This window comes from Actinomyces sp. ZJ308 (assembly GCF_011752065.1).
Classification (GTDB): Bacteria; Actinomycetota; Actinomycetes; order Actinomycetales; family Actinomycetaceae; genus Actinomyces.
Genome location: NZ_JAAIJY010000003.1, coordinates 147,246 through 172,939, shown reverse-complemented (window position 1 = coordinate 172,939; position 25,694 = coordinate 147,246). Strand labels below are relative to the sequence as shown.

18 protein-coding genes and 1 riboswitch are annotated in these 25,694 nt (G+C 67.9%); of the genes, 5 read left to right on the top strand and 13 right to left on the bottom strand.

Translation table 11 applies throughout. From position 1 onward, the window contains the following. Positions 1 to 87: 87 nt before the first annotated feature. The 4 genes from thiD to HCR68_RS02670 all read right to left on the bottom strand — a co-directional run bounded on the left by thiD (position 88) and on the right by HCR68_RS02670 (position 4,250). Positions 88 to 924: a bifunctional hydroxymethylpyrimidine kinase/phosphomethylpyrimidine kinase gene (thiD, locus tag HCR68_RS02685; protein ID WP_167145927.1), complete on the bottom strand. Its 837-nt coding sequence runs from the start codon at positions 922 to 924 to the stop codon at positions 88 to 90. After that, a complete protein-coding gene (gene thiE, locus HCR68_RS02680; RefSeq protein ID WP_167145925.1) occupies positions 921 to 1,583 on the bottom strand; it encodes a thiamine phosphate synthase in 663 nt (220 codons plus the stop codon). The genes thiD and thiE overlap by 4 nt, the downstream gene beginning before the upstream one ends. After that, positions 1,580 to 2,413: a hydroxyethylthiazole kinase gene (thiM, locus tag HCR68_RS02675; RefSeq protein WP_167145923.1), complete on the bottom strand. Its 834-nt coding sequence runs from the start codon at positions 2,411 to 2,413 to the stop codon at positions 1,580 to 1,582. The genes thiE and thiM overlap by 4 nt, the downstream gene beginning before the upstream one ends. Then, a riboswitch (TPP riboswitch) is annotated at positions 2,403 to 2,491 on the bottom strand. It overlaps the preceding gene by 11 nt. A gap of 103 nt (positions 2,492 to 2,594) precedes the next feature. Beyond that, complete coding sequence (locus tag HCR68_RS02670) at positions 2,595 to 4,250, bottom strand: RNA polymerase sigma factor (RefSeq protein ID WP_167145921.1); 1,656 nt, start codon at positions 4,248 to 4,250, stop codon at positions 2,595 to 2,597. 224 nt (positions 4,251 to 4,474) lie between these two features. Between HCR68_RS02670 and HCR68_RS02665 the strand changes: the two genes are divergently transcribed. Then, a complete protein-coding gene (locus HCR68_RS02665; protein ID WP_167145919.1) occupies positions 4,475 to 5,635 on the top strand; it encodes a polyprenyl synthetase family protein in 1,161 nt (386 codons plus the stop codon). Between the two features lie 101 nt (positions 5,636 to 5,736). After that, positions 5,737 to 7,764 (top strand): Stk1 family PASTA domain-containing Ser/Thr kinase, encoded by a 2,028-nt coding sequence (gene pknB / locus HCR68_RS02660; RefSeq protein WP_167145917.1) that lies wholly within the window; start codon positions 5,737 to 5,739, stop codon positions 7,762 to 7,764. A 12-nt stretch (positions 7,765 to 7,776) separates the two neighbouring features. On the opposite strand, the gene HCR68_RS02655 is transcribed toward pknB, so the two are convergent. The 4 genes from HCR68_RS02655 to HCR68_RS02640 all read right to left on the bottom strand — a co-directional run bounded on the left by HCR68_RS02655 (position 7,777) and on the right by HCR68_RS02640 (position 15,688). Further along, a complete protein-coding gene (locus HCR68_RS02655) occupies positions 7,777 to 9,126 on the bottom strand; it encodes a 3-deoxy-7-phosphoheptulonate synthase class II (RefSeq protein WP_243858896.1) in 1,350 nt (449 codons plus the stop codon). A gap of 334 nt (positions 9,127 to 9,460) precedes the next feature. Then, the gene (locus HCR68_RS02650; RefSeq protein ID WP_167145913.1) at positions 9,461 to 10,690 is read right to left on the bottom strand and encodes a pyrophosphate--fructose-6-phosphate 1-phosphotransferase; all 1,230 of its coding nucleotides are present in this window, start codon (positions 10,688 to 10,690) and stop codon (positions 9,461 to 9,463) included. A 40-nt stretch (positions 10,691 to 10,730) separates the two neighbouring features. Continuing rightward, positions 10,731 to 14,669, bottom strand: coding sequence for a hypothetical protein (locus tag HCR68_RS02645; RefSeq protein ID WP_167145911.1), 3,939 nt, complete (start codon positions 14,667 to 14,669; stop codon positions 10,731 to 10,733). 131 nt (positions 14,670 to 14,800) lie between these two features. After that, the gene (locus HCR68_RS02640) at positions 14,801 to 15,688 is read right to left on the bottom strand and encodes a lysophospholipid acyltransferase family protein (RefSeq protein ID WP_167145909.1); all 888 of its coding nucleotides are present in this window, start codon (positions 15,686 to 15,688) and stop codon (positions 14,801 to 14,803) included. 189 nt (positions 15,689 to 15,877) lie between these two features. Here HCR68_RS02640 and HCR68_RS02635 point away from each other — a divergent pair, with 189 nt between their 5' ends. Further along, positions 15,878 to 17,536, top strand: coding sequence for a DEDD exonuclease domain-containing protein (locus HCR68_RS02635; RefSeq protein ID WP_279586957.1), 1,659 nt, complete (start codon positions 15,878 to 15,880; stop codon positions 17,534 to 17,536). Positions 17,537 to 17,572: 36 nt separating this feature from the next. Here HCR68_RS02635 and HCR68_RS02630 read toward each other — a convergent pair whose 3' ends face one another. Continuing rightward, complete coding sequence (locus tag HCR68_RS02630) at positions 17,573 to 18,016, bottom strand: hypothetical protein (protein WP_167145907.1); 444 nt, start codon at positions 18,014 to 18,016, stop codon at positions 17,573 to 17,575. Positions 18,017 to 18,196: 180 nt separating this feature from the next. Between HCR68_RS02630 and HCR68_RS02625 the strand changes: the two genes are divergently transcribed. Then, complete coding sequence (locus HCR68_RS02625; protein ID WP_167145906.1) at positions 18,197 to 18,820, top strand: superoxide dismutase; 624 nt, start codon at positions 18,197 to 18,199, stop codon at positions 18,818 to 18,820. 114 nt (positions 18,821 to 18,934) lie between these two features. On the opposite strand, the gene HCR68_RS02620 is transcribed toward HCR68_RS02625, so the two are convergent. From HCR68_RS02620 to HCR68_RS02605, 4 genes are all read right to left on the bottom strand, one after another. Further along, a complete protein-coding gene (locus HCR68_RS02620; RefSeq protein WP_167145904.1) occupies positions 18,935 to 19,966 on the bottom strand; it encodes an FKBP-type peptidyl-prolyl cis-trans isomerase in 1,032 nt (343 codons plus the stop codon). Positions 19,967 to 20,006: 40 nt separating this feature from the next. Beyond that, positions 20,007 to 20,405 carry an iron-sulfur cluster assembly accessory protein gene (locus tag HCR68_RS02615; RefSeq protein ID WP_167145902.1) on the bottom strand — a complete coding sequence of 133 codons (399 nt, stop codon included), beginning with the start codon at positions 20,403 to 20,405 and terminating at the stop codon, positions 20,007 to 20,009. 281 nt (positions 20,406 to 20,686) lie between these two features. Next, positions 20,687 to 22,345 (bottom strand): ABC-F family ATP-binding cassette domain-containing protein, encoded by a 1,659-nt coding sequence (locus tag HCR68_RS02610; RefSeq protein WP_208320478.1) that lies wholly within the window; start codon positions 22,343 to 22,345, stop codon positions 20,687 to 20,689. 48 nt (positions 22,346 to 22,393) lie between these two features. Then, a complete protein-coding gene (locus HCR68_RS02605) occupies positions 22,394 to 23,095 on the bottom strand; it encodes a hypothetical protein (RefSeq protein ID WP_167145898.1) in 702 nt (233 codons plus the stop codon). A 442-nt stretch (positions 23,096 to 23,537) separates the two neighbouring features. Here HCR68_RS02605 and HCR68_RS02600 point away from each other — a divergent pair, with 442 nt between their 5' ends. Further along, positions 23,538 to 25,640 carry a glucose PTS transporter subunit IIA gene (locus HCR68_RS02600; protein WP_167145896.1) on the top strand — a complete coding sequence of 701 codons (2,103 nt, stop codon included), beginning with the start codon at positions 23,538 to 23,540 and terminating at the stop codon, positions 25,638 to 25,640. The last annotated feature ends 54 nt before the right edge of the window (positions 25,641 to 25,694 follow it).

Below are 25,694 nucleotides of genomic sequence, written 5' to 3'. Positions count from 1 at the left end.
GGCGCTTTTCAGGAACGGACATACACGCCGACTCGTTTCAGTAGATGCACCACGGTTGGTTCACGTCGACGACAATCACGTAATTTATCACCCAGATTGGCTCCACGCCCGGTAGAAATGATGGACCGGACCATGCCCGTGCCCGATCCCCAAAGTGTCGGCGTGCGCGATGGCCCTCGTGAGATAGGTTTTGGCGCCCCGCACCGCCTCCAGCCAGGTCGCCCTGCGCGGTCGCAGCGAGGTGATCGCCGAGGAGAGCGTGCAGCCCGTGCCATGGGTGTTCCCCGTCGCCACGCGGCGGCCACGGAGGAGTCTGACGACGTCGCCATCGACGTAGACATCAACAGCATCACCCGCCTCACCCGCGCCGGTGAGATGGCCACCTTTGACCAGCACCCGTTGTGCACCCAGATCTCTCAGGCGCTGCGCCTGGCTGCGCAGATCATCGAGGCTCACCGCGGGCTCCTCGTTCAGCAGGACCGCCGCCTCGTGGAGGTTGGGGGTGATGAGGTCGACCGTGGCGCACAGACGGCGTACGGCCCCGATCGCCTCCTCGTCCAGGAGGCGGTCTCCGGAGGTGGCGACCATGACCGGGTCGAGGACCGTGTGAGTCAGGCCGGGCAGGTACTCCCCCACGGCGTCGGCCAGCTCGGCGGTGGCGAGCATGCCGATCTTGGTGGCATCGGGGACGATGTCGTCCAGCAGCGTGTCCAGCTGGAGGCGTACGAAGTCGACGGGCACGACGTGCACGCCCGTCACGCCGCACGTCGACTGGGCGGTCAGAGCCGTGATCACGCTCATCCCGTAGGCGCCGAGCGCGCTCATGGCCTTCAGGTCGGCCTGGATACCGGCACCTCCACTGGGGTCGGAGCCGGCGATCGTCAGGGCGGCGATGGTCGTCGAGCGGGGCCGTGAGTGACTCATCGTCCGTCTCCCCCGTCCCAGGCGGCTCGCAGAGCGGCGGCGGCGCGCCTCGGGTCCTCGGCCGTGCAGATGGCCGAGACGACAGCGGCTCCGTCCAGACCTCCCGCGCGCAGGGCCGGCAGATCGGCGACTGTGACGCCGCCGATGGCCACAGCAGGCAGATCGGTCAGGGCGGACATGCGCACGACGCCGTTGATGCCCAGGCTCTTTGGGGCGTCGGCCTTGGTGGCGGTGTCGCGCACGACGCCGATTCCGACGTAGTCGCAGGCCCCTTGCTCCTGGGCGGCGCACATCTCGCTGCGGGTCGCGGTCGACAGCCCGAGGTAGGCCTCATCCCCGATGAGGCGGCGTGCGACGCCGGCGGGCAGATCCAGCTGGCCGAGGTGGACACCCGCTATCCGCGCCCCCAGGTCGCGCGCCGCCAGGAAGACGTCGACGCGGTCGTTGACGATGACGGGGACCTGGCCGCCCACAGCCTCGGCCACCTCCAGCACCTGGGTCAGGAAGGGGCCGCCGTCGGCGTCCTTGGCGCGCAGCTGGACACAGGTGACTCCCCCGTCAACGGCCGCCTCAACGGTCCGAACGACGTCTCGCCCGCGCGAGCGGCACTGGTCCTCATCGGTGACGAGGTAGAGCGACAGGTCCGGTGCGGCCCTCATGCCGACTCCTCGTCAGTGGCGCCGGTGGTCCTGACGATGACGGACCCCAGGTCCTTCGTCTCCAGGGCGTACAGGGCGTCGAGGAAGGCGGGCTGGAAGGAGCCGGGGCCGGCCGATCGGGCCGCGGCTCGCTCGGCCGCCGCGCTGTAGACGGCGTGCGCGGCCACGACGGCGCTCAGGCTGTCCAGTCCCTCCTTCCGGCCCGCCCCGAGGAAGGCCGCGGTCACTGCCCCCAGGGCGCAGCCGCCTCCGGTCATCCGGGTCAGCAACGCGGATCCGCCCCGGACCCGGACGACGCGCTCACCGTCGGTGACCAGGTCAACGGGACCGGAGACCGCCACGACGCAGCCGTGGCGACGGGCCAGGTCGCAGGCCGGTGCGAGCGCCGCGTCGACGTCGTCGGTGGCCTCGACGCCCCGCCCTCCGCTGCCGGCGCCCACCAGGGCGATGATCTCCGAGGCGTTGCCCCGGACGGCGCTCGGCCCCTGGACGACCAGCTCATGAGCCAGGGCAGTGCGGTGTGCCAGCGTTCCGATGGCTACCGGGTCGAGGACCCACGGCGTACGAGCGTCGTTCGCCGCTGCGACGGCCTCGCGGGCGGCGGCGCGCTGCTCGGGCTGGGGCGTGCCGAGGTTGATGAGCAGCGCGGAGGCGATCTGGGCGAAAGGCCCCGCCTCCCCGGTGATGTCCACCATGGCCGGCACCGCGCCCAGGGCCAGGAGAACGTTGGCGGTGACGTTGGTGACCACCGAGTTGGTGATGCAGGAGACCAGTGGAGCATGGCGGCGCAGCGACTCAAGCGCCGCCGGGGTAGACGTGTCCCAGTGCATGTGACATCCCTTCGTCAGTACTAGCTGGACAGGTTCGACGGGTGTGTTCTCAGCCGTGTGGCACCCCGTGTCACGATTGGGACGATAGCACTGACGGCGTCGGCCCCGGAACCTTCACAGGTCCGGGGCCGACGCCGTCGAGATGAACGAGTCGCTGGCGCTTCCTAGTCAGGCGGTCCGATCAGTCCAGGTAGTCGCGCAGGACCTGGCTGCGCGAGGGGTGGCGCAGCTTGGACATGGTCTTGGACTCGATCTGGCGGATGCGCTCGCGGGTGACCCCGTAGACCTTGCCGATCTCGTCGAGGGTCTTGGGCTGGCCATCGGTCAGGCCGAAGCGCATGGAGACCACACCGGCCTCACGCTCCGAGAGGGTGTCCAGCACGGCGTGCAGCTGCTCCTGGAGGAGGGTGAAGCTCACCGCGTCGGCCGGCACCACGGCCTCGGAGTCCTCAATGAGGTCACCGAACTCGGAGTCCCCGTCCTCTCCCAGGGGCGTGTGCAGGGAGATCGGCTCGCGTCCGTACTTCTGGACCTCGACCACCTTCTCCGGGGTCATGTCCAGCTCGACGGCCAGCTCCTCCGGGGTGGGCTCGCGGCCCAGGTCCTGGAGCATCTGGCGCTGCACACGGGCGAGCTTGTTGATGACCTCGACCATGTGCACCGGGATGCGGATGGTGCGGGCCTGGTCCGCCATGGCGCGGGTGATGGCCTGGCGGATCCACCAGGTGGCGTAGGTGGAGAACTTGAAGCCCTTGGTGTAGTCGAACTTCTCCACCGCACGGATGAGGCCGAGGTTTCCCTCCTGGATGAGGTCCAGGAAGAGCATCCCGCGGCCCGTGTAGCGCTTGGCCAGGGAGACCACGAGTCGCAGGTTGGCCTCCAGCAGGTGGTTCTTGGCCCTCTGGCCGTCCTGGGCCACCCAGTGCAGCTCGCGGCGCAGCTTGGCCGGAAGGTCGTTGCCCTCCTCGGCCAGGCGGTGCTCGGCGTAGAGGCCGGCCTCAATGCGCTTGGCCAGCTCGACCTCCTGCTCGGCGTTCAGCAGCGCGACCTTACCGATCTGCTTGAGGTAGTCCTTGACCGGGTCCGCGGTGGCGCCGGCGGTGACGACCCGCTGGGCGGGCTCGTCGCCCTCGTCGGAGTCGGAGACGGTGAAGGAGCCGTCCTTGTCCTGGGACTTGCCGCGCTTGCCGGACTTCTTGGAGGCGGCCTTCTCCGCCTCCTCCCGGCGCATGCGCTCGAGCTCGCCGGTCAGTGCCGCGATGGAGGGCTGCATCTTGATGCCCTTGATGACCCAGCCGCGGAAGATGTAGCCGTTCTGGGCCAGGTAGTCGCGCGCCACCATCGGGGCGGAGTCGCCGATGACGAACCGGGGCACCGGGCCGTGGCCGTAGGGGGCCAGGGTGATGGGCTCCTCCAGGGTGCCGTGACCGGCGATCTCCAGGTTCTCCACGATCGTGCGCGAGCGCACGAAGAGCGTCGCCCCGGGGGCCAGCCGGACGCCCTTGAGCGATGCGGGGTTGTTGAAGGGGCTGCGCTTGGAGCCGTCGCCGTTCTCCTCCAGGCTCACATCCAGGTAGTAGTCGCGCAGCTCGGGGGCGGGGCCGTCATCATCCTGGACGGTCTGCGCCTCGGAGTCGTCGTCCTCCTGGTCCTCGTCCTCATCGGAGTCCTCGTCGTCGTCCTCGTCGGAGTCGTCGAAGTCCTCATCGTCGTAGTCGGAGTCGTCGGTGTCGTCGTCTCCTTCGTCGTCGAGGTCGAAGTCCTCATCGTCGAGCGTGGTCTCGTCGACGTCGTCAGTGAGCTCGGTGCGGGAGCGCGTCACTGTGGAAGAAGCCACGGAGTTCCTTTCGCGTGGGCGGGCGGACAGCCGGCGACGGGGTATGGGGACCCGACCCGGCACAGCAGACAACCCCAGAATTGTAGCGTTTATTCCCCAGCAACTTCGCACCGGTGACTTAGCATGACCTAACCTTTGCCGCGGTCGGCACCCGGCGGCGCTAAAACGGCTATCGACGCCCCTGGGGAGGCCGCGGCGGCCCTGCTGCGTCTACCCTGGCGGGCATGAGTGCGCTGCCTGCGGCCCTGGGCCGTGTCCGTCCCGCCGTCGAGCACCGCCTGGAGGAGGTCCTGAGCGGCTGTCACCGGCGCTGGGAGGACCTGGGGCAGGCCGCGCCGGAGCTGCTCGAGGCCGCCGCGAGCGTCCTGACCGGGGGCAAGCGCATGCGCGCCGTGCTGGGTGCGGTCGGCTACGCGCTCACCATCGCCCCGGAGCACCGGAGTGAGCGCCTCACCAGCGACGACGCCGTCCGCCTGGGAGCAGCGCTCGAGCTCTACCAGGCCAGCGCGCTGGTCCACGACGACCTCATGGACGGGGCCGACACCCGACGGGGCCTGCCTGCGGCGCACCGTGCCTTCTCCCGGGACCACGGCGCCCGTGGCTGGCTGGGGTGCTCACAGGCCTTCGGGGCCAACGGTGCCATCCTGCTGGGCGACCTCCTGCTGTCGCTGGCCGGAGAGGAGATGAGCGCCCTGGCGCAGGCGCGCGCCGCCTCTGAGGCCGGGCAGCAGGCGCTCCGGCACGCCCGGTCCGCCTTCGACGCCATGACCACCGAGGTGGCCCTGGGCCAGTTCCTCGACGTACGCAGCGAGAACCTGCCACTGCCCTGGGGGCAGGACCCGGTATCTGCGGCCAGACGCATGCACGACGACGCCCTGTCGGTCGTGCGCCACAAGTCGGCCCGGTACTCAGTTCGCCACCCATTGCTCATCGGAGCTCTCCTGGCCGGGGTGGAGCCGGCCGGCCCGACAGCTGAGCACCTGGCGGTCTTCGGTGAGGAGATCGGTATCGCCTTCCAGCTGCGCGACGACGAGCTGGGCGTCTTCGGCTCGCCGCAGGTCACCGGAAAGCCGGCGGGAGACGATCTGCGCGAGGGCAAGCGCACGGTGCTGCTGGCCCTGACCTGGAGCCGCTGCGACGACGTCGGCCGGGAGCTGCTCGGAAGCGTTCTGGCCAATGCCGGGGCCACGGCGGAGCAGATCACCGAGGCGGCGACGCTCATCGAGGACTGCGGCGCACGCGACGCCCACGAGGAGATCATCATCACCCACCGCGATGCCGGGCTCGAGGCGCTGGAGCGACTCCGGGACGAGGGCGTGGTGAGTACCGCATCACTGAAGGACCTGGCCGCCCTGGCAGACCTGCTGACGCACCGAAGCTCCTGACATGGCAGGCGAAACGGGCAGAACCCGCCGGATGGGCAGGACTACCCGTCAGCGGCGGCGAGCGGCTGTCGATGCGCCGCAGGCACCGTAGAATCGCGCTCGTGGTCACGGATCCCCTCATCGGTCGGCTGGTCGACTCTCGCTACGAGATCGTCGACCGCCTCGCGCGTGGTGGCATGGCCACCGTCTACCGCGCCCACGACCGTCGCCTGGACCGGACCGTGGCACTCAAGCTCATGCACGCCCACCTGGCCGACTCCCCCGACTTCGTCTCACGCTTCCGGCGCGAGGCCCGGGCAGCGGCCCGCCTGTCCAACCCGGGCGTAGTGGCCGTCTACGACCAGGGCAGTCTCGACGGGGTGGCCTACCTCGTCATGGAGTACGTGGAGGGCCCCACGCTGCGCGACCTCATCGCGGCGGGGCCGCTGTCGGTCAAGGAGGCCCTGGGGCTGGTGGCTCAGCTGCTGCGCCCGCTCGGAGCCGCCCACCGGGCCGGTCTGGTGCACCGCGACATCAAGCCGGAGAACGTCCTGCTGCCCTCGGACGGCTCGGTGGCCAAGGTGGCCGACTTCGGTCTGGCGCGGGCGGTCACGGAGGTCACGCAGACGACGACGGGCAACGTCCTGGGAACGGTCGCCTACCTGGCGCCCGAGCTCATCACGTCGGGGGACTCCACCTCTCGCGCCGACGTCTTCTCCGCCGGGGTGGTCCTCTACGAGCTCCTCACCGGAGAGCAGCCCTTCACCGCGGACTCCCCCATCCAGATCGCCTTCCGCAACGTCCACGAGGACGTGCCCCTGCCCTCCACGCTGGTCCCCGACATGCCGGCCGACGTCGACGAGCTCGTGGCGATCATGACGCGCCGCGAGCCGCAGGACCGTCCCACCGACGCCGATGAGGCGCTGGCGCTGCTGCGCAACGTCGTCGACGAGCTCACCGACTCGGAGCTGTCCGTGCGCCGCGGGGGCGGAACCGGGTCGATCCGGACCCAGGAGGTCATGACGGCCAATGCCCAGGCCGCCCGCTCCGCCATCGACAACGAGCCCCAGGACGACGAGGACGAGGACTCCGACGAGGACTCCTCCTCCCACGCCGGTATGCGTACCGTCTCCCTGCCCATCGGCTCCATCGGACCGGACACCAAGGGCAGGACCCGAGCGCTGTCGCGCAAGGCCCTGGCGGCCGACGCCCAGAAGACCACCGCCGTACCCACCCGGCGAAGAGGCCTTGGCGGCCTCAACCGTCGCACGGCCGTCATCGTCGGGCTGCTGGCCGTGGCCGGAACCGGGGCGGGCGCCACCTGGTACCTGACGGCGGGTCCGGGGCGGCGGGTCCCCGTCCCCGACATCATCGGCATGTCTCAGGACGAGGCGCAGCTCGCCCTGGAGAGGCAGGGGCTCAACTGGGGCACGCCGGCTCGGGCCTACTCGGACACGGTGCCGGCCGGCAAGGTCATCTCCTGCCAGCCGAAGGTCGGTCAGAGGGTGGGGCTGAGCCATGCCGTCACCGTCGTCATCTCCCGGGGCGTGGAGACCAAGACGGTTCCCGACGTCGTCGGAAAGACCAAGGACCAGGCCAGCTCCGCGATCAAGGCGGCGGGCCTGACCCTGGGGGACGTCACCGAGGAGTACTCCGCCAGCGTCGCCTCGGGCAAGGTGATCTCCTCCGATCCCAAGGCCGGCAAGGTCATCGAGCACACCTCGAGGATCTCGATCGTGGTCTCCAAGGGCAAGGAGCCGGCCACGATCCCCGACGTGACCGGCAAGAGCGAGGACGAGGCCAGGAAGACCCTGGAGGAGGCCGGGCTCAAGAAGGGCAAGGTCACCCAGGACTACTCCGACTCCGTGGCCAAGGGGCAGGTCATCTCCTCCTCCCCCATCGCCGGGGCCTCGGGCTACTACAAGGGCGACTCGGTGGACCTGACCGTCTCCAAGGGGCCGGAGAAGGTGACGGTCCCCGACGTGACCGGCAAGAGCGAGGACGAGGCCAGGAAGACCCTGGAGGGGATCGGGCTCAAGGTGGAGGTCAACAAGCGCCTGGGCGGCCCGTTCGGGACCGTGCGCTCCACCGACCCCGCTCCGGGCTCCAGCGTCAAGCCGGACTCCAAGGTCACCATCAACATCTTCTGACGGCGGTGGCTCTCAGCCCTTGAGCATCTCGGCGATCTCGAAGGCGACCTCGAGGGACTGCTGGTGGTTGAGGCGCGGGTCGACGAGGGTCTCGTAGTGCTCGGCCAGGCCGGCCTCGTCGATGTGCTCGCCCCCGCCGAGGACCTCGGTGACGTCGTCGCCGGTGAGCTCGACGTGGATGCCGCCCGGGACGGTGCCAAGAGCGCGGTGGACCTCGAAGAAGCCGCGGATCTCGTCGAGGATCGTCTCGAAGCGGCGGGTCTTGTAGCCGTTGTCCGAGGTGATGGTGTTGCCGTGCATGGGGTCGGTGATCCAGGTGACGGGGCGCCCGTCGGCGCGCACCGCCTCGACCAGCGGCGGTAGGGCCTGGCGGATGCGGCTCGCGCCCATGCGGGTGATGAGGGACAGGCGCCCGGGCACGCCGTCGGGGTTGAGGCGGTCCATGAGCCGGGTCACGTCGTCGGGGGACGTGGTGGGGCCGACCTTGACGCCCACGGGGTTGTGGACGCCGGCCAGGACGGCCACGTGGGCGCCGTCGGCCTCACGGGTGCGCTCCCCCACCCAGAGCATGTGGGCGGAGGTGTCGTAGAGGCGCCCGGAGCGGGAGTCCTCGCGGATCATGGCGTCCTCGTACTCCAGGAGCAGGGCCTCGTGGGCGGCGTAGAAGTCAACCTGGCGCAGGGCGTCGAAGTCGACGCCGGCGGCCTCCATGAAGCGCATGGCCCGGTCGATCTCGTCGGCGAAGGACTCGAAGCGCTTGTAGGCGGGGTTGGCGGTGAAGCCGCGGTTCCAGGAGTGGACCTCGCGCAGGTCCGCGTAACCGCCCATGGTGAAGGCGCGGATGAGGTTGAGGGTGGTGCCCGAGCGCAGGTAGGCGTCCAGCATGCGCCTGGGGTCGGGGACACGGGCCTCGGGGGTGAACTCGTGGCCGTTGACGGAGTCGCCGCGGAAGGCCGGCAGGGTGACCTCGCCACGGGTCTCGGTGTCCGAGCTGCGGGGCTTGGCGTACTGACCGGCCATGCGGCCGACCTTGACCACGGGCGTGGAGGCGCCGTAGGTCAGGACGGCGGCCATCTGCAGGATGGTCTGGACCTTGAGGCGGATGTTGTCAGCCGTGTTGTGGGTGAAGGACTCGGCGCAGTCCCCGCCCATGAGGACGAAGGCGTCCCCGGTGCTGGCCTGGGCGATGAGGTCGCGCAGGGAGTCGACCTCTCCGGCGAAGACGAGCGGGGGCCGGCGGCGCAGGTCCGTCACCACGTCGGCCAGCACGGCCTCGTCGGGGTAGGCCGGCTGCTGCAGTGCGGGCAGGTGGCGCCAAGCGGGGGCCTGGACGTCCGTGCGGGCGGCGGAGAGCTCGTTCATCACGCCCGTCAGCATAGGACAGCCGGGAGTATCGCCCGGAATCGGCGCCGCATCGCGGAACGAGGCGAAGCCCGGGGCTTGAGGGCGGATTGTGTCACTGCGGGAGACTTTTAAGGCTGCGGCAGCGCATGAGCGCAGTGGCCGTAAGGCTGCGACCTGCGCAAACGTGAAGGTTCGGAGAGCAAGGGGCGCCACAGCGTGGGTGAAAAGTCTCCAGCAGTGACATACGGGGCTGTCTGAGTGCCTTTGCGCTCTCAACACGTGTGGCCGGCGCCGTCAGGTGGACGGCACCGGCCACGGTGCGATGAGGGGTTCAGGCTCAGCCTGAGATCTCTCAGTGCTCGGGAGCGGCCTCGGCGGGCTCGACCTTCTGGCCGAGGTCGGCCATGAGGTCGGTGAACCACTGCTGGGTGATGTCGAAGGGCTTGGCGCCGGCGATGCGCGGGAAGGCGATCGCGGTGAGCTCGTCGTTGTTCTCCTCGTCCTGGCCGATGACACCGGACTCGCCGCGCAGGGCGCAGTCGACGGCCAGGTCGCACATCTTCTTGATGAGGGCCAGGTCCTCGGCGTTGGCGTGTGCGGCGCGCGAGTAGTAGCCGGACTTCTGGACCATGACCTTCTCAGCGCCGATGAGCTCGGCGAACTGCTTGGCGAACCACTGGCCGGGGTTGATGGTGTCGAGCTTGACGTGGCCGAAGGGGTCGCGCTGGACCTCCTGGCCGGCGGCCTCCATCTCGGCGATGATCTCGGGGACGCCGGCGCCCTCGGACAGGAAGATGTTGACGTTGCCCTGCTCGTCCATGATGGCCTTGAGGCGCTCGGCCTCGGCGGCGATGTCGAGCTTCATCTCGGGGACGAAGACGGCGTGGACGTCCCAGCGCTCCTTGGTCAGGCCCAGGGAGGGGGCCCACTGCTTGGTCTGAAGCAGGTCGTGGTAGCGGCGGGCGGTCTCGGCGGTGAGGTAACCGCAGTTGCGGCCCATGCACTCGTGGACGATGAGCATGCGGGGGTTGGAGCGGTGCTCGCCGATGACGTTGAAGGCGAAGCCGGCGCCCTCGTCGGCCGCGGTCCAGGCACCCAGGGACTGGCGGATCGGGACGACGTCGTTGTCGATGGTCTTGGGCAGGCCGACGACGGTGAGCTCGTAGTCGTTCTCGTGGAGGTAGGCGGCCAGGTCCGCAGCGGTGGTGTTGGTGTCGTCACCGCCGATGGTGTGCAGGACGTCGACGCCGTCCTTGCGCAGCTGCTCGGCGGCGAACTCCAGGGGGTTGACGCCCTCAGCGACCAGGCCGCGCTCGACGAGGTTCTTGGCGTTGGTGAGCTTGACGCGGGAGTTGCCGATCGGGGACCCGCCGAAGTCGCGCAGGATGCCGGCGTTCTTGCGGGCCTCGTCGTCGATGACGATGTAGTTGCCGGTGAGCAGGCCGTGGTAGCCGTACTGGTAGGCGATGATCTCGACCTCGGGAGCGACCTGCGTGTAGCGCTCGATGAGGTCGCCGACGGCGGCGGACAGACAGGGGGCGAAACCGCCAGCGGTGAGCAGGGCGACGCGACGAATCGACATCGGGAACCTTTCCTTGGGTACGAGGAGTGACGAGACCATCCTAACGGTACGACCCGGCCTCCCCGCCAGGCCCTTCGAACCCGCAGCCAGGTTCGGTCTCTGGGTCGGTGCCGCCTTCAGGAGCGGCAAGGATCCGCTCGTTGACCAGCCGAACAGCCAGGCCTGGGGCTACACGCATCAGGATGTCGAAATGATCCCAGACCAACGCTCCGTACAACCAGGAATGGGCGAGTGCAGAGCGGGCCAGACCGAGCCACTGCTCACGCATTGTGGATTTTGCGTCCACGTGGTCGGTGGCATCAAGGCATGCCGTTGCGAGTGTGGCGTAGCATTCTGCGGCATCCTGACGTTGTGCAATTCCTCTTGCCCAGGCGAGCTCGACACGCATCGCTTCGGCAGCTTCGTCCGATGATCCTTCGCGTACAAGTGCCTTAGTGAACGCGGATTGCACATAACTTCGGGAATTCGGATCATATATTGCCGCCACAGTTCTCAAGGCATCATCGGCCCGCCCTGCCTGGGCCAGCGCATCAGTAAGCGCTGCCAGCACCCGTGCACGCTTCTCGGAAGCTTTGATCCGCTCGGCCATGGCAAGGGCCTCATCAGTCAGGCCCACCCGAGCCAACGCCCCCGCCACCTCCTCCAGAGCAAGTTCGTGCAGCCAGGGATTCTCGATCCGCTCGGCCATGCTCAGCGCGTCCTCAGCAACCCGCCGAGCCCTTTCAGTCTGACCTGCCTGGGCCAGCGCCTCAGCAACCGCTGCCAGCACCCGTGCACGCTCCCCGGAAGCTTTGATCCGCTTGGCTAAGGCAAGGGCCTCATCAGTCAGGCCCACCCGAGCCAACACCCCCGCCACCTCCTCCAGAACAGGTTCGTGCTCCCAGGGATCCTCAAACCGCTCAGCCACGCTCACCGCGTCCTCAGCAACCCGCCGAGCCCTTTCAGTCTGACCTGCCTGGGCCAGCGCCTCAGCAACCGCTGCCAGCACCCGTGCACGCTCCCCGGAAGCTTTGATCCGCTTGGCTAAGGCAAGGGCCTCATCAGTCAGGCCCACCCGAGCCAACACCCCCGCCACCTCCTCCAGAACAGGTTCGTGCTCCCAGGGATCCTCAAACCGCTCAGTAACGCCCACCGCGTCCTCAGCAACCCGCCGCGCTCCCTCAGCCTCACCTGCCCGAGCCAACGCATCCGCCACTCTCGCCAAGGCCAAGGCACGTAACCCGAGATCTCCGATCCGCGAGGCCGTGACGAAGGCCTCATCGGTCAAGCCCACCCGAGCCAACACCCCCGTAACTCTCGCCAGAGCCAGCTCCTGATGCACAGGGTCCTCAAACCGCTCAGTAACGCCCACCGCATCCTCAGCAACCCGCCGAGCCCTTTCAGTCTGACCTGCCTGGGCCAGCACATCAGTAACCCTAGTAACCACTGCCAGCACCTGTTCAGGCTCCCAGGAAACTTCGATCCGCTCGGCTAAGGCGAGGGCCTCATCAGTCAGGCCCACCCGAGCCATCACCCCCGCCACCTCCTCCAGAACCAGATCGTGCTGCCAGGGATTCTCGATCCGCTCGGCCATGCCCACTGTGTTCTCGGCAACCCACCTCGCCCTCCCAGTCTCACCCACCCGAGCCAGCACACCCGCCAGCTCCGCCAGAGTCCGCGCACGCAACCCGAGATCTCCGATCCGCTCCGCCATATATTCAGCAAGAAGAAGAGGTGCGATCACATAAGCACTATCACTCAAATCGTCGATTTGCTTAAACAACAAGGAGCACACTGGAAGGAAGCATCCTTCCATTTTTGCGGAAACGAGAATCTCTTTGACCCAGCCCTCTAGATTGAAAACTTCATCAACATCGACCTGAGACTCCTTCCTCACGCAGCTAATGGACGCGAGCATATCCACCAATATACACAGAATTTCATCATGCAGATCTCGACAAGAAACCAAGGATTCAAGCACAGCACGAAAGAGCGGCGAGAATGCGTAGCCGCACCCAGATTCCATAGCCGCCTTCATTGTTTCACTAAGAGCGTTCATCCTGCCCTTCGGTTCATCAACAGATAACACCACATCTAATGCATCCTCAGGAGCAGCACTGAAATATGAGACGTAGAGCCTAGGCAATCCGGGAAAATAAATAGATGCCCGCGCGAGCGATTCTCTCAGCTCAGCAACATCAAGAAGGGGTGTCATCACACTCTCAGAAACTTCTCCACGATTTACATCCAATGTTTTGAAGTACTCCAGGTCAATCTTTCGCAGAACCCGAGATCTCCGCCCGAAACGGCGCCGCATCTCGTTGTAGCGACCAGGGTCAAGCACGACCTGAATGTCATGGTTTAGCATGAGATTGAAGCAAGCATTACTCAACATATAATTTGGCGTTGCTCTACCCCACCCCTCACCAGCCCGATCCACCACCCATTTCCGGACGATCTCACGGTACGGCTTTAATGCCTCCTCGCGGTTCTGTGCCCACCAATCCACACCTCCCGCTCCACTATCGTCTCCGAAAAGATCCGGAGCGATCTCACGTACCACAGCCCGCAAAACAGCATCATGTCCAAGAGCGTAAGACACGCCCCCTTGACCACCGAAGCCAACATTGACCCTCATGAGCATTCGACCGGGAGAACGATCCACACATGCTTTTATGTCTCTGCTCGACACATTGTCACGATAACGACACATAGAGACCAACTGACGCAGTTCATCTATGGTCAATGATCCGCCACATGCAGCCAGAAACGCCCCAATATCTGCAGCAAAATCAGACTTGAAGAACGTTTCAATATCCTTCTGATTGATCTTCTTTTGAGCGATAGGAGAAGGTTTAAGTGAGACAATCACCCTCGGAGTATTGCATACTATATCCTCTGGCAACCGAGGGTTCAGCCGAGACGCTGTCGTCACCTTCACACCTTCGGGGAGGTGTCGCGGCAGCAACGATAGAATGGACTTGGCTGCAGCATCATCCGGACGCTCGTAGTAGGAATCCTCGTCCACTCCATCAATGAGAAGAACCAGAGGTCGAGGGTTCTTATCTGATCGCCACGCCGTTGCTGCTTGGCGCAGAAGCTGACGGAACTCGGTGTCCTGGGATGCCGGATCGGACACGCGCTCGGTATACTCATCTCCCAAGATCTCTGATAACTGCGCCCCGGCAACAAAGGAAAAACTCCTCCAGTCGTTCCCGTCGCCACCGATGCGGCGAGCAAAGAAAGACACAACGCATGCGTCATCGGGAGGATTCAACGCGAAAGAGGACATGAGGGCGGTTTTACCGCTAACCATGCTCGCCTCCATGGTGTACCAAGTGTCCTGCGTCCCACGGACAAATGCTTCTAGCTCGGCTAACTCTCGCTCTCGATCCTCCAGGGGATCCGGAGCAAGGTCGCGGACAACTTCGATATGGTCAGCAACAACGGCACGCGTCTGCGAGGCTCCAGCAGGACGGTCGGCAAGTCGTTGAATCCCGGCACGGACCTGCTCGACACTCTCAAGAATGGAGACCAACATCTCCTTTTCAGTGAAGCAGGCAACAATGTGCTGGCACGCCACCTCAAGCACCCAGTCGAAGGATTGCCTCGCCGACTCATCCACCAGATTGCTGCGCAGGTCTGTGCCACCCAGGTCCAGAAGAGCCTGCCTCAGTTTTCTCCAGTCATATTCCGCGACAAGCCGTTTCTTCTCCGAGAGCCGGTCGATGAGGGACGCGACCAACCTCGCCGCCACATGCCAGTCGGCCTCGGAAATCCTCTGATGCTCTCGGAGCAACTGCGTTGCTGCGTCGTCGGCGATCTTTTCTGCGAATGCCGCCCGTTTTCCGCCGATCTCCAGCATTCCACGGAGCCTCGCCAACAGCCCGGCACCTTCACCAACCGCTGCGGCGAGCGTTCCCTGCCCGGAGGCTATGAGGAGCAGTTTTGCAATCGATGCCCCGACGGGAATGAAAGTGTCGCGATCCATGGCAGCCATGAGCGCTCCTCAACGTGTGGTGCGTGTTACAGGAGGATTCCGTAACTTTATCGCAGCACGCAGGCTCTCTGGAACTGACTGGTCAGTCTTTCTGCGGCCCTCGCCCGACCGGCCCGGCGGGCACCCGCCCTCTACTCGGTGCCGGGCTCGGCCTCGTCGTCGGAGGCCCTGTCCTTCTTCTTGTCCTTGCTGTCCTTGCCGCTCTTGTCCTCGGGCGGCTCTGGCACGGAGACCTCGGGGGCGGGGCGACCGCCGGGCGCGGCCACGGGCGCCGCCTGGGGCCGCGCCTGCGCCTGGGCGGCGAGCATCTCGGCGACGACCTCGTCGGCGGTCTTCTTCTCCGCGTCCATGGCCTTCTTGACGTCGGCGGCGTAGAGGTCCACGTACTCCTGGCCGGAGAGCGCCATGAGGGCGTACATGATCTCGTCGGTGATGGAGCGCAGCACGAAGCGGTCGTTCTCCAGGCCCTTGTAGCGGGAGAAGTCCAGCGGCTCACCGATGACGATGCCCACGCGGTGGCGGGTGGAGGGGATGGACTTGCCGATCGGCTGGGCCAGGTTGGAGCCGATCATGGCCACTGGGACCACGGGGGCGCCGGTGGCCAGGGCGATGCGGGCCACGCCGGTCTTGCCGCGGTAGAGGCGCCCGTCGGGGCTGCGGGTGCCCTCGGGGTAGATGCCGAACAGCTCGCCCGAGCGCAGGCGGTCGATGCCGGCCTGGAGCGCCGCCTGGGAGGCCTTGCCGCCGGAGCGGTCCACGGGGATGGTGCCCACGGTCCTCATGAAGTTCTTCACCGCCCAGCCCTTGACGCCCTTGCCGGTGAAGTAGTCGGCCTTGCCGATGAAGGCGACCTCGCGGTCCACCAGGAGCGGCAGGAAGAAGGAGTCGATGACCGCCAGGTGGTTGGAGGCCAGGATCGCCGCGCCCTCGGTGGGAATGTTCTCCTCACCGCGGATCCAGGGCTGATAGAGCATCTCCAGGGCCGGGCCGACTGTTGCCTTGATGGGTCCGTATCCCACGCGGGGCCTCCTGTGATCTGCTGGCTGGGCGGCCACCACGCGGTCCTGCACCATCGGAGACGGACGGCACCGGAGCCGGCGGTGCCGCTCGGGTATGGGGATGATTCTAGGGTGCTTCCCACCGTGCTCGCACCGACTTCCCGACAGGCGAAGACGATGCGTGTCACTGCCGTCCTCTAGCCTGCGACCGTGAGCACCGTCGGGACCCAGGTGTCCTTCGCCGACATGGGCACGCCCCTGGAGGGGGCGACCTTCGTCGTCGTGGACCTGGAGACCACCGGCGGGGCGCCGGGCGCCCGCGCACTCACCGAGATCGGGGCGGTCAAGGTGCGCGGCGGGCGGGTGCTGGCCGAGTTCTCCACCCTGGTCAACCCGGGGGTGGCGATCCCGGCCCAGATCACGATGCTCACGGGCATCACCAACGCGATGGTGGCCGGGGCGCCCGGCGTGCGCGCCTGCGTGGAGGCCTTCCTGTCCTGGGCGGACCTGGTGGCCGACGACGTCGTCCTGGTGGCGCACAACGCCCGCTTCGACGTCGGGCACCTGCGCGGTGCGGCATCGGCCCTCGGCCTGGAGTGGCCCGGACCCCGGATGCTGGACACGCTGGCGCTGGCCCGTAAGGCCTGGACCCGCAGCGAGGTGCCCAACCACAAGCTGGGAACACTGGCGGCCTTCGTGGGATCCGAGACCCGCCCCACGCACCGGGCCCTGGACGACGCACGCGCCACCGTGGACGTGCTGCACGCGGCCCTGGAGGTCATGGCGCCGCTGGGCGTCACGCACCTGGAGGACCTGGCCACGGCCTGCGACCCGGTACCGGCGCGACGGCGTGCCAAGAGCCGTCTCGCCGACGCCCTGCCCAGCGGCCCCGGCGTCTACCAGTTCCGCTCGGCGGCCGACCAGGTGCTCTACGTGGGCAGCGCCGCCGACCTCAGGCGCCGCGTGCGCTCCTACTTCACCGCGGCCGAGAAGCGCCGCAAGGTGGCGCAGATGCTGGACACGACGGTGAGCGTGCGCCACATCGCCACACCGACGCTCATTGAGGCCCGCGTGCGCGAGCTGCGGATGATCGCCGAGCTCGATCCGCCGGTCAACCGCCGCTCGCGGGCACCGCGCCGCCGGCCCTGGCTCCATCTGACGACGGGTCCGGGGCCGAATGCCGGGCCCCGGCTGGCGCTGACGACCGTGCTGCCCACTGCGGAGGTCGACCGCGCGGTCGGCCCCTTCGCCTCGCGCAGCCGGGGGCAGGAGGCCCTGCGTGCCGCCGAGTCGGTGCTGCGCCTGCGCCGCTGGGACGGCCATGACCTTCGCCGGGTCCGCCGCGACGACGCTCCGGCGCAGCCCACGGAGGCCCTGGCCTGCCTGTCGGGCGATGTCGATCTGGTGGCCGCTCCCCTGCTGGAGCGGATCGCCGCCCTGTCGAAGGCCGAGCGCTATGAGGAGGCCGGGACCTGGACGAGCCGTCTGCGCTGCCTGCTGCGCGGCGTGGCGCGCGCCGAGCAGGTGCGGCCCCTCCTGACCTGTCCGCACCTCATGGCGGCCCGGCGGCGCGAGGGCGGTGGCTGGGAGCTGGTGGTGGTGCGCTGGGGCATGCTGGCCGGCTCCATGACGACCGCCCCGGGGGCCGATCCGCGTCCCGCCGTCGAGCTGCTGCGCGCCGGCTCGCGGGTCGTCGAGGAGCCCGAGCGCGTCGGTGACCTGGCGAGCATCGAGGAGACGAGCCTGCTGGCCGACTGGATCCTTGACGCCGGCGCCCGCATCGTGGAGGTCGACGGCGACCCCTCGCTCCTGTCCTGGCCGACCGGCTCGGCCGCCCGCCACCGCAGGGTCCTCGCCTCCGAGGAGTGATCGCCCTCCTCCACCGCAGCGCCACCGACATTGGTGTCAGCCGGCTGGGGCGACGGTGCCGCGGCGGGCGGTGAGGGCCTTGGCCACGCCCTCCTGGAGGCTGAGCGGGTCCAGGGGACGGGGAACGACGACCTCGGCCTTGGCCCAGGCGGCCAGCCAGTCGTCCTGGGGACGTGCCGTCAGCAGGACGACGGCGGGGCGCTCGTCGAGCTCGGTGAACAGCTCGTGGGCCAGGCCCATGCCGCCGAGCTTCTTGGCCTCGGCGTCCAGGACGAGCGCGTCGAAGGGCGGCTGGTCCTTCTTCTCACGGTCCTTGATGGCCATGCGCACGCCCTCGGCGGTGGCCGCCTCGGTCCAGGTCACCAGCGGCAGCCCCTTGGCCGGTCGGCGCCCGACGCCGTCGATGACCTCCTGGCGCACGGTGGCGTCGTCGGAGAAGACGAGGAGCTCGAGGCGGGAGGAAGCAGCCTGGTCGGTCATGGCGGATCCTTCGTGGACGGGTACGGACGGCGGTGTTTCCGCGGTCAGTGTAATCACACAGAGGCTTACTATCCCTCTTCCAGCCCCCACGTCTAGCATGAACCGTGTTCAGGACTTCAGTCCTACGAGCCCTGCTGAGCCGGGACTGGAGCCACTCCACCCACTGAAAGGCAGTCCTTGATGGCCGTGTACACCCTTCCCGAGCTCCCCTACGACTACTCCGCCCTGGAGCCCCACATCTCCGGCAAGATCATGGAGCTCCACCACGACAAGCACCACGCCGCCTACGTCGCCGGCGCCAACGCCGCCCTGGAGGCCCTCGCCGCCGCCCGTGAGGCCGGCGACCTGGGTGCGATCAACCTGTGGGAGAAGAACCTCGCCTTCAACCTGGGCGGCCACACCAACCACTCCATCTTCTGGAAGAACCTCTCCCCCAACGGCGGCGGCCAGCCCGAGGGCGAGCTCGCCGAGGCCATCAAGGACTCCTTCGGCTCCTTCGAGAAGTTCCAGGCGCAGTTCACCGCCACCGCCCTGGGCATCCAGGGCTCGGGCTGGGCCGTGCTCGCCTACGACTCGATCTCCGGCAGGCTCGTCATCTTCCAGCTCTTCGACCAGCAGGCCAACGTGCCCGTGGGCACCATCCCGCTGTTCATGGTGGACATGTGGGAGCACGCCTTCTACCTCGACTACCTCAACGTCAAGGCCGACTATGTCAAGGCCGTCTGGAACATCGCCAACTGGCAGGACGTCTCCGAGCGCCTGGCCGACGCCGCCGCCAAGGCTCAGGGCCTCATCGTCCGCTGACCGTTCACCGGCGCCGTGCCGATAACCCCGGCGGCACACCGACACGGTTGTGGCCCGCACCCATCAAGAGGTGCGGGCCACAGCCCGTATTAGCAGATGACTGCACGGCTCGCGCTAGAGGACCTTCTCGATGTCCATGACATAGGCCGACGCCGGAGACCCCTGCTGCTGGCCCGACGCCTGGACCGGAGGTATGAGGACGACGACCCGGGATCCTTCCGGCACACCGATCAGTCCCGGAAGAGACTGCTTCGCCTGGGCCATGTTGAGTGACTCGGCGGCCTGCTGATCCCAGGTGCTGGTGGGCTGGGAGCCGTCCCAGAAGCTTCCGGCCACATTGATCATGATCGTTGAGCTCTCCGTGACGGCCGGCCCGTTGCCCCGGGCCAGCACGATGACCTCGGACTGCGTCGGCTGGGCGGCGTCGGCGCCGATGGAGAGCGTCGCCGGCTGGCCGAGCTCCCCGTTCACCGTCATGCCGCGCTGGCTGACGGCCTCCTCGCCCTCCGTCGTGGCCGTGGCCGAGGCGCCGGAGACCTTGCTGCTGGAGCCGTCGACGATCTCGACGACGAACACGAGCGTCCCGGCCGGGTTCTGCTGCCTCTGGGCCCCACCGGCCTGGGCGGCCTGAGCGTCCTGGGCCGCCTTGTTGCCGTAGGCGAGCTCCGGCGGGATCGACATGACCAACCGGTCGCCCACGTGGTGCCCGGCCAGACCGCACTTCCATCCCTGGATGACGCCGTCAAGGGGGAAGGCCACCGGGGCGCCGCCCTTGAAGGAGGTGTCGAAGGGGTCCGTACCGTCCCACTGCCAGCCCGTGTAGTTCGCCTTGACCACGCCGCCGACGTCGATCTCGGCTCCCGTCCCCTGCGTCAGCGTCTTGACGGTGAGGTTCTTGGGCGCCTGGGCGCCCTGCTTCCAGGACACGGTGGGTTGCGCACCGGCGTCGCCGCCAATGGTCGGCAGGGACTCGGAGTCGGAGTCGATCGTCAGGGTCGAGCAGTCCACGGGCGCCGTGGCCGCCGGAACTGGGGTCTCAGAGGCGGCTGCCTTGGAGGCCGACGAGGAGGACGACCCCGAGCAGCCGGCCAGCGCGAGGCAGGCGGCCGCGGCCAGGGCGGTCAGGCTGAGGGATGTGCGGCGCACATGAGCTCCTTGGCTTGAGGGAGGGTCTGCGCGGGAGGGATCAGTGGAAGGACTCGCCGCAGGCGCAGCTTCCGGCGGCGTTGGGGTTGTCGATGGTGAAGCCCTGCTTCTCGATGGTGTCGGCGAAGTCGATGGTGGCCCCCGACAGGTAGGGCACGCTCATGCGGTCGACGACGACCTCGACGCTGTCCATCTCTCCGCCCCCGGTGGGGAAAGCGCGCACGGCGTCGCCGTCCAGGAGACGCTCGTCGAAGTAGAGCTGGTAGACCAGACCGGAGCAGCCGCCGGGCTGGACGGCCACGCGCAGGCGCAGGTCGTCGCGGCCCTCCTGGGTCAGGAGGCTGGCGACCTTCGCGGCGGCGGTCTCGGTGAGGATGACCTCGTGCTCGGGGGTCTCGGTGTCGGCGGGGTTGGTCAGGGTGGTCTCTGCCGTGGTCATTTCCTGGTCATCTCCTGGTCATCTCGTGGTCATCTCGTGGTCATGGTGTGTCTGCGGCGCTCGGTACGACGCCGTCGAAGATCCTGCGGCGGCTCCGTTGGGAGGAGCCGGCTGGTTCCACCGGAGGCAACGCTCCAGCCAGAGGCCTTGTTCCTGGTGACAACCCTACGCGGTCCCCACCCGAGAGCCGGAGTGACGGGACTCACTGTGTCTGGTGGCCTCTCCGTCAGTCGGAGACGGGTCCGTCCACCCGAACGGGCGCCTAGTGCACGGCTCCCGTCTCAGGCCAGGGCCACCAGCTCCAGGTACTCCGGCCCCCACAGGTCCTCGTCGCCGTCGGGCAGCAGGAGCACCCGGTCCGGAGCCAGGGCCTCGACGGCGCCCTCGTCGTGGGTGACCAGGACGACCGCACCGGCGAAGGTTCCCAGAGCGCCGAGGATCTCCTCGCGGCTGGCCGGGTCGAGGTTGTTGGTGGGCTCGTCGAGCAGGAGGACGTTGGCGCTGGAGACCACGAGCATCGCCAGGGCGAGGCGGGTCTTCTCCCCGCCGGAGAGGACCCGGGCGGGCTTGTCGGCATCCGAGCCGGAGAAGAGGAAGGAGCCCAGGACGCTGCGAACCCGGGTGTCGTTCATGCCCGGTGCGGCGCGGCGCAGGTTCTCCACGACGGTCGCCTCGGTGTCGATGGTCTCGTGCTCCTGGGCGTAGTAGCCGATCTTGAGGCCGTGGCCGGGGATGACCTCGCCGGAGTCGGGCTCCTCCACACCGCCGAGCAGGCGCAGAAGCGTCGTCTTGCCGGCGCCGTTGAGCCCCAGGACCACGACCCGGCTGCCGCGGTCGATGGCCAGGTCCACGCCCGCGAAGACCTCCAGGGAGCCGTAGGCCTTGGACAGGCCGGCGGCCCGCAGCGGTGTCCTGCCGCAGGGGGCGGGGTCGGGGAAGCGCAGGTGGGCGACCTTCTCCACGGCGGCCTCATCCTCCAGGTCGGCCATGAGGCGTTCGGCGCGCTTGAGCATCTGCTGGGCGGCCACGGCCTTGGTGGCCTTGGCCCGCATCTTCTCCCCCTGGGCCCGCAGGGCGGTGGCCTTCTTCTCGGCGTTGGCCCGCTCACGACGACGCCGGTGCTCGTCGTCGGCGCGCTGCTTGAGGTAGGCGTCCCAGCCCAGGTGGTAGACGTCGAGGACCCCGCGACCGGCGTCGAGGTACATGACCTGGTTGACGGTGTCGCGCAGGAGCTCGACGTCGTGGCTGATGACGATGAAGCCGCCGGAGTAGCTGCGCAGGTGGTCGCGCAGCCACAGGATCGAGTCGTGGTCGAGGTGGTTGGTGGGCTCGTCGAGCAGGAGCGTGTCGGGCTGCTGGAACAGGACTCGGGAGAGCTCGACCCGGCGGCGCTGACCGCCCGAGAGCGTGCCGATGGGCTGATCGAGGACCCGGTCGGGCAGGCCCAGGGCGGCACTGATACGGGCCGCCTCCGAGGCGGCCGCGTAGCCGCCGGCCATGGTGAACTCGTGGTCCAGGCGGGTGTAGCGGTCCAGGGCCTTGGCCTGGGCCTCGCCCTCGGTGACGGCGATGCGCTCCTCGGCCTTGCGGATGCGGGCCAGGAGCGCGTCGATGCCGCGGGCCGACAGGATCCGGTCGCGGGCGATCTCGCTCAAGTCCCCGACCTTGGTGTCCTGAGGCAGGTAGCCCACCGAGCTCGTGCAGGTGATCGTGCCCTCGTGCTCAACGGCCTCCAGGCCGTGGCGCTCATCGGCGTCGTTGACGGCACGACCGGCCCCCTGCTCCACGGAGGCGGCGGCGAGCAGCTTGGTCATGGTCGTCTTGCCGGCGCCGTTGCGGCCCACGAGACCGATGCGCATCCCCTTGTCGACCCGGAAGCCGGCGTGAGCGACGAGCTGACGGGCACCGATACGCATGGTGAGGTCCTGGACGTTGATCACGCGCGCCATGGTACGGGTCCGTCGCTCCTGGCCGCCGCAACGGACCTATCAGTCCCACCACATCCACCAGCCGACCCCGCCGCCCGCCCACTCGGGGCGGGTGCGCACGATGTCGTCCGGGATGCACCGGGCGTCGAGCTCATAGCGCTGCCTGACCCGTTCCCACAGCGCGGAGCACTGGCAGGCCCGGCTGTGCTCGGCGAACACCTCATAGCCCTGCAGATCGGGGTCCGCCACCCACAGGGCCTCGACGCACAGGCGCTCGTCCTCGCGCTGGGGGCCGATCCCGTATCCGGAAAGGCGCACCCGTCCGTCGGCCCGGGCGCAGGCCGTCAGCATCGCCCTCAGGCTCGGGGAGAGGTTCTGGCGGTCGGCCAGTGCCGAGGTCGGCAGGCGTAGGAGCAGGTCAGCGGCCGTGGCGGCGTCCATCCCGCGGAACGGTACGTAGTCGTTGACCGGGGCGCCGACGGCGTCCGTGAGCAACGCCGCCTCGTCCGTCAGCAGGCGCTCGTGCGGCAGGAGGCGCGGGGTGTCGAGCCAGGGCTGGAGCAGGTGCCACAGGCCGATGCGCACCGTCCATCCCGGAGGGCCGTAAAGGCGCTCCGAGTCGGTCACGCCCGTCGCAGGTGAGGAGGGCGGCAGGGTCATTGTGGACGGGCGGACCGCAGTGGTCTGCGCGGTCAGTGGCGACAGGGATGAAGAGGATGACGGGGACGGCAGGGATGCTGTCACGGATGTCTGCGCGCTCATGTCGAGCTCCTTCGCTTGAGGCGGGTCGGGCTCCCAGCGTGTGAAAACCGCTGCGTCGACGCACACGCCGGCCCGGGTGCCTGTGCGCAAAAGGGGCGTCATCTGCACGAACACGGGTCTGTGGATCCCTGAGCATTGCGAGTTCACGGGCGTGGATTGTCTCGGAAGACGTTGGCCGCCAATGCGACGCACTCCTGATCTCGACCGACCGGGTCCGCCCGGAGCCGGCACTCCGCCAGACATCTGCACCAGCCGGACGGACTGTTCCCTTTCAGTTCCGGGCCGTGAGGCAGTAGCCTCTTCCCCAAGCACCTCCGCTGCGTCCGTGCGGCGCAGGAGGTGACAGATCCCCCACCACCGAGAGCGAGCCCACCGAGGACCCGGAGCGCACCGGCGTGCATCCACCGTCGTCGTCCACCTCGCTCAGTAGGAAAGGGCCCGAATGGCAACCACGACCTCAACCCCTGAGGCAATCCTCGACGCCGTCGGCGGCGCCGAGAACATCATCCATTTCACCCACTGCGCCACCCGACTGCGCTTCGAGCTCAAGGACGCCTCCGGCATCGACAAGGCGGCCGTTGAGGCCATCCCGGGCGTCATGGGCGCCGTCCCCCAGTCCGGGGACCGCTACCAGATCGTCATCGGTGGTGCCGTCCAGAGCGTGTACGACGAGATCAACAGCCTTCCGGCCATGAAGAGCCATGGCGGTTCATCCTCGGACTCGGAGCAGTCCGACGCCGACGTCAAGGCCGCCGCCCGTGCCAAGGCCCGCGGCAAGAATGCCTTGGTGGACGCCTTCTTCGAGTACCTCTCGGACTCCTTCCGTCCGCTGCTGCCGGTGCTGCTCGGCGCCTCGCTCATCATCGCCGGCCTTGCGGTGCTGGATTCGCTTGGCGTCATTAATGCCAGTGACCCGAACCTCACGGCCGCGGACAAGCCCGCCGCTCAGGTCTTCGCGGAAGCCATGTACAAGTCGGTGTTCCACTTCCTGCCCATCATGGTGGCCTACAACGCCGCCAAGAAGCTCAACATCGACCCCTGGGTCGGCGCTGCGGTCATGGCGGCGCTTATGACGCCTCAATACCTTGAACTCAACAAGGCAATGGGAGCAACCTGCACCCACAACGCCGCGTTGGACAAGGACCTGTGCGTCGCGCATATCGCGGGCGTTCCCATGCAGCTCAACGACTACAGCGGCCAGGTCTTCGTTCCCCTCATGATGGTGGCCATTCTGGCCCTGGTCTACAAGGGGCTGGCCAGGATCATTCCCGCCAACGTGCAGATGGTCTTCGTTCCCTTCTTCTCCTTCATCATCATGATGCCGGTGACGGCCTTCCTCATCGGTCCAGCAGGCATCTGGGTCGGTACAGGCCTGGGATCCGGACTGGCGTGGCTCAACACGAGCGCACCGATCGTCTTCGCGATCGTCATCCCACTGCTCTACCCGTTCCTGGTGCCGCTGGGTCTGCACTGGCCGCTCAACGCCATCATGCTGGCCAACATCAGCTCGCTGGGCTACGACTTCATCCAGGGCCCCATGGGCTCGTGGAACTTCGCCTGCTTCGGCGCCACCGCCGGTGTGCTGGTCCTGGCCATTCGCGACAAGGACAAGGTCATGCGTCAGACGGCCTCCGGTGCCCTGGCCGCCGGCCTGTTCGGTGGCATCTCCGAGCCGAGCCTCTACGGTATCCACCTGCGGTTCAAGCGCATCTACCCGCGTCTGCTGGCCGGCTGTCTCGTGGGCGGTCTCATCACCGGTATCGGTGGCGGTATCAAGGCCTCCACCTTCGTCTTCAGCTCACTGCTGAGCATCCCGGTCTTCACCCCTATGGCTCTGTACGTCATCGCCATCGCCGCGGCCTTCGCCACCTCCATGTCTCTGATCATCCTGACCGACTACCGCTCCAAGGAGGAGAAGGCCGAGGCCCTGGCGGCTGTCGCCGCCGCCGACGCCGCGACCTCCTCCGCGCCGGTCGAGGCTGATGAGGAGGCCGACGCCGCTGCCGCCACCGACGCCGTCGAGGAGGGCGACCGGACCGCCAAGGCCCCCACGCCCAAGCCGGCCCTGGTTCCCGGCGCGGTTACCGAGATCGCCTCCCCGCTCAAGGCCACGACCATGGACCTGGACAAGGTTCCCGACCCGGTGTTCTCCTCGGGCGCCGTCGGCCAGGGCGTGGGCCTGGAGCCCGAGGGCGACGTCATCGTCACCGCTCCGGCCGACGGCACCGTCGTCGTCGCCCCCTCCTCGGGGCACGCCTTCGGCATCACCCTGGACAACGGCGTGGAGATCCTCATCCACGTGGGTCTGGACACCGTCAACCTGGAGGGCAAGGGCTTCGACGTCAAGGTCTCCCAGGGTGACCGCGTCAGCGAGGGCCAGGAGCTCGTCCGCGTGGACCGCTCCGTCATCGAGCAGGCCGGCTACCCGCTGACCACGCCGGTCCTCATCACCAACACCGCCTCCTTCGCCTCCGTCGAGGTCGTCGGTGGCGACTCGGTGGAGCCCGGTGAGGCGCTCATCAAGGTCATTGCTCCCGAGGCCTGAGCCTCGGTACCGCTGACCTGAGCGGCCGCTGATACAGCGTCGGGGCCGGATCCG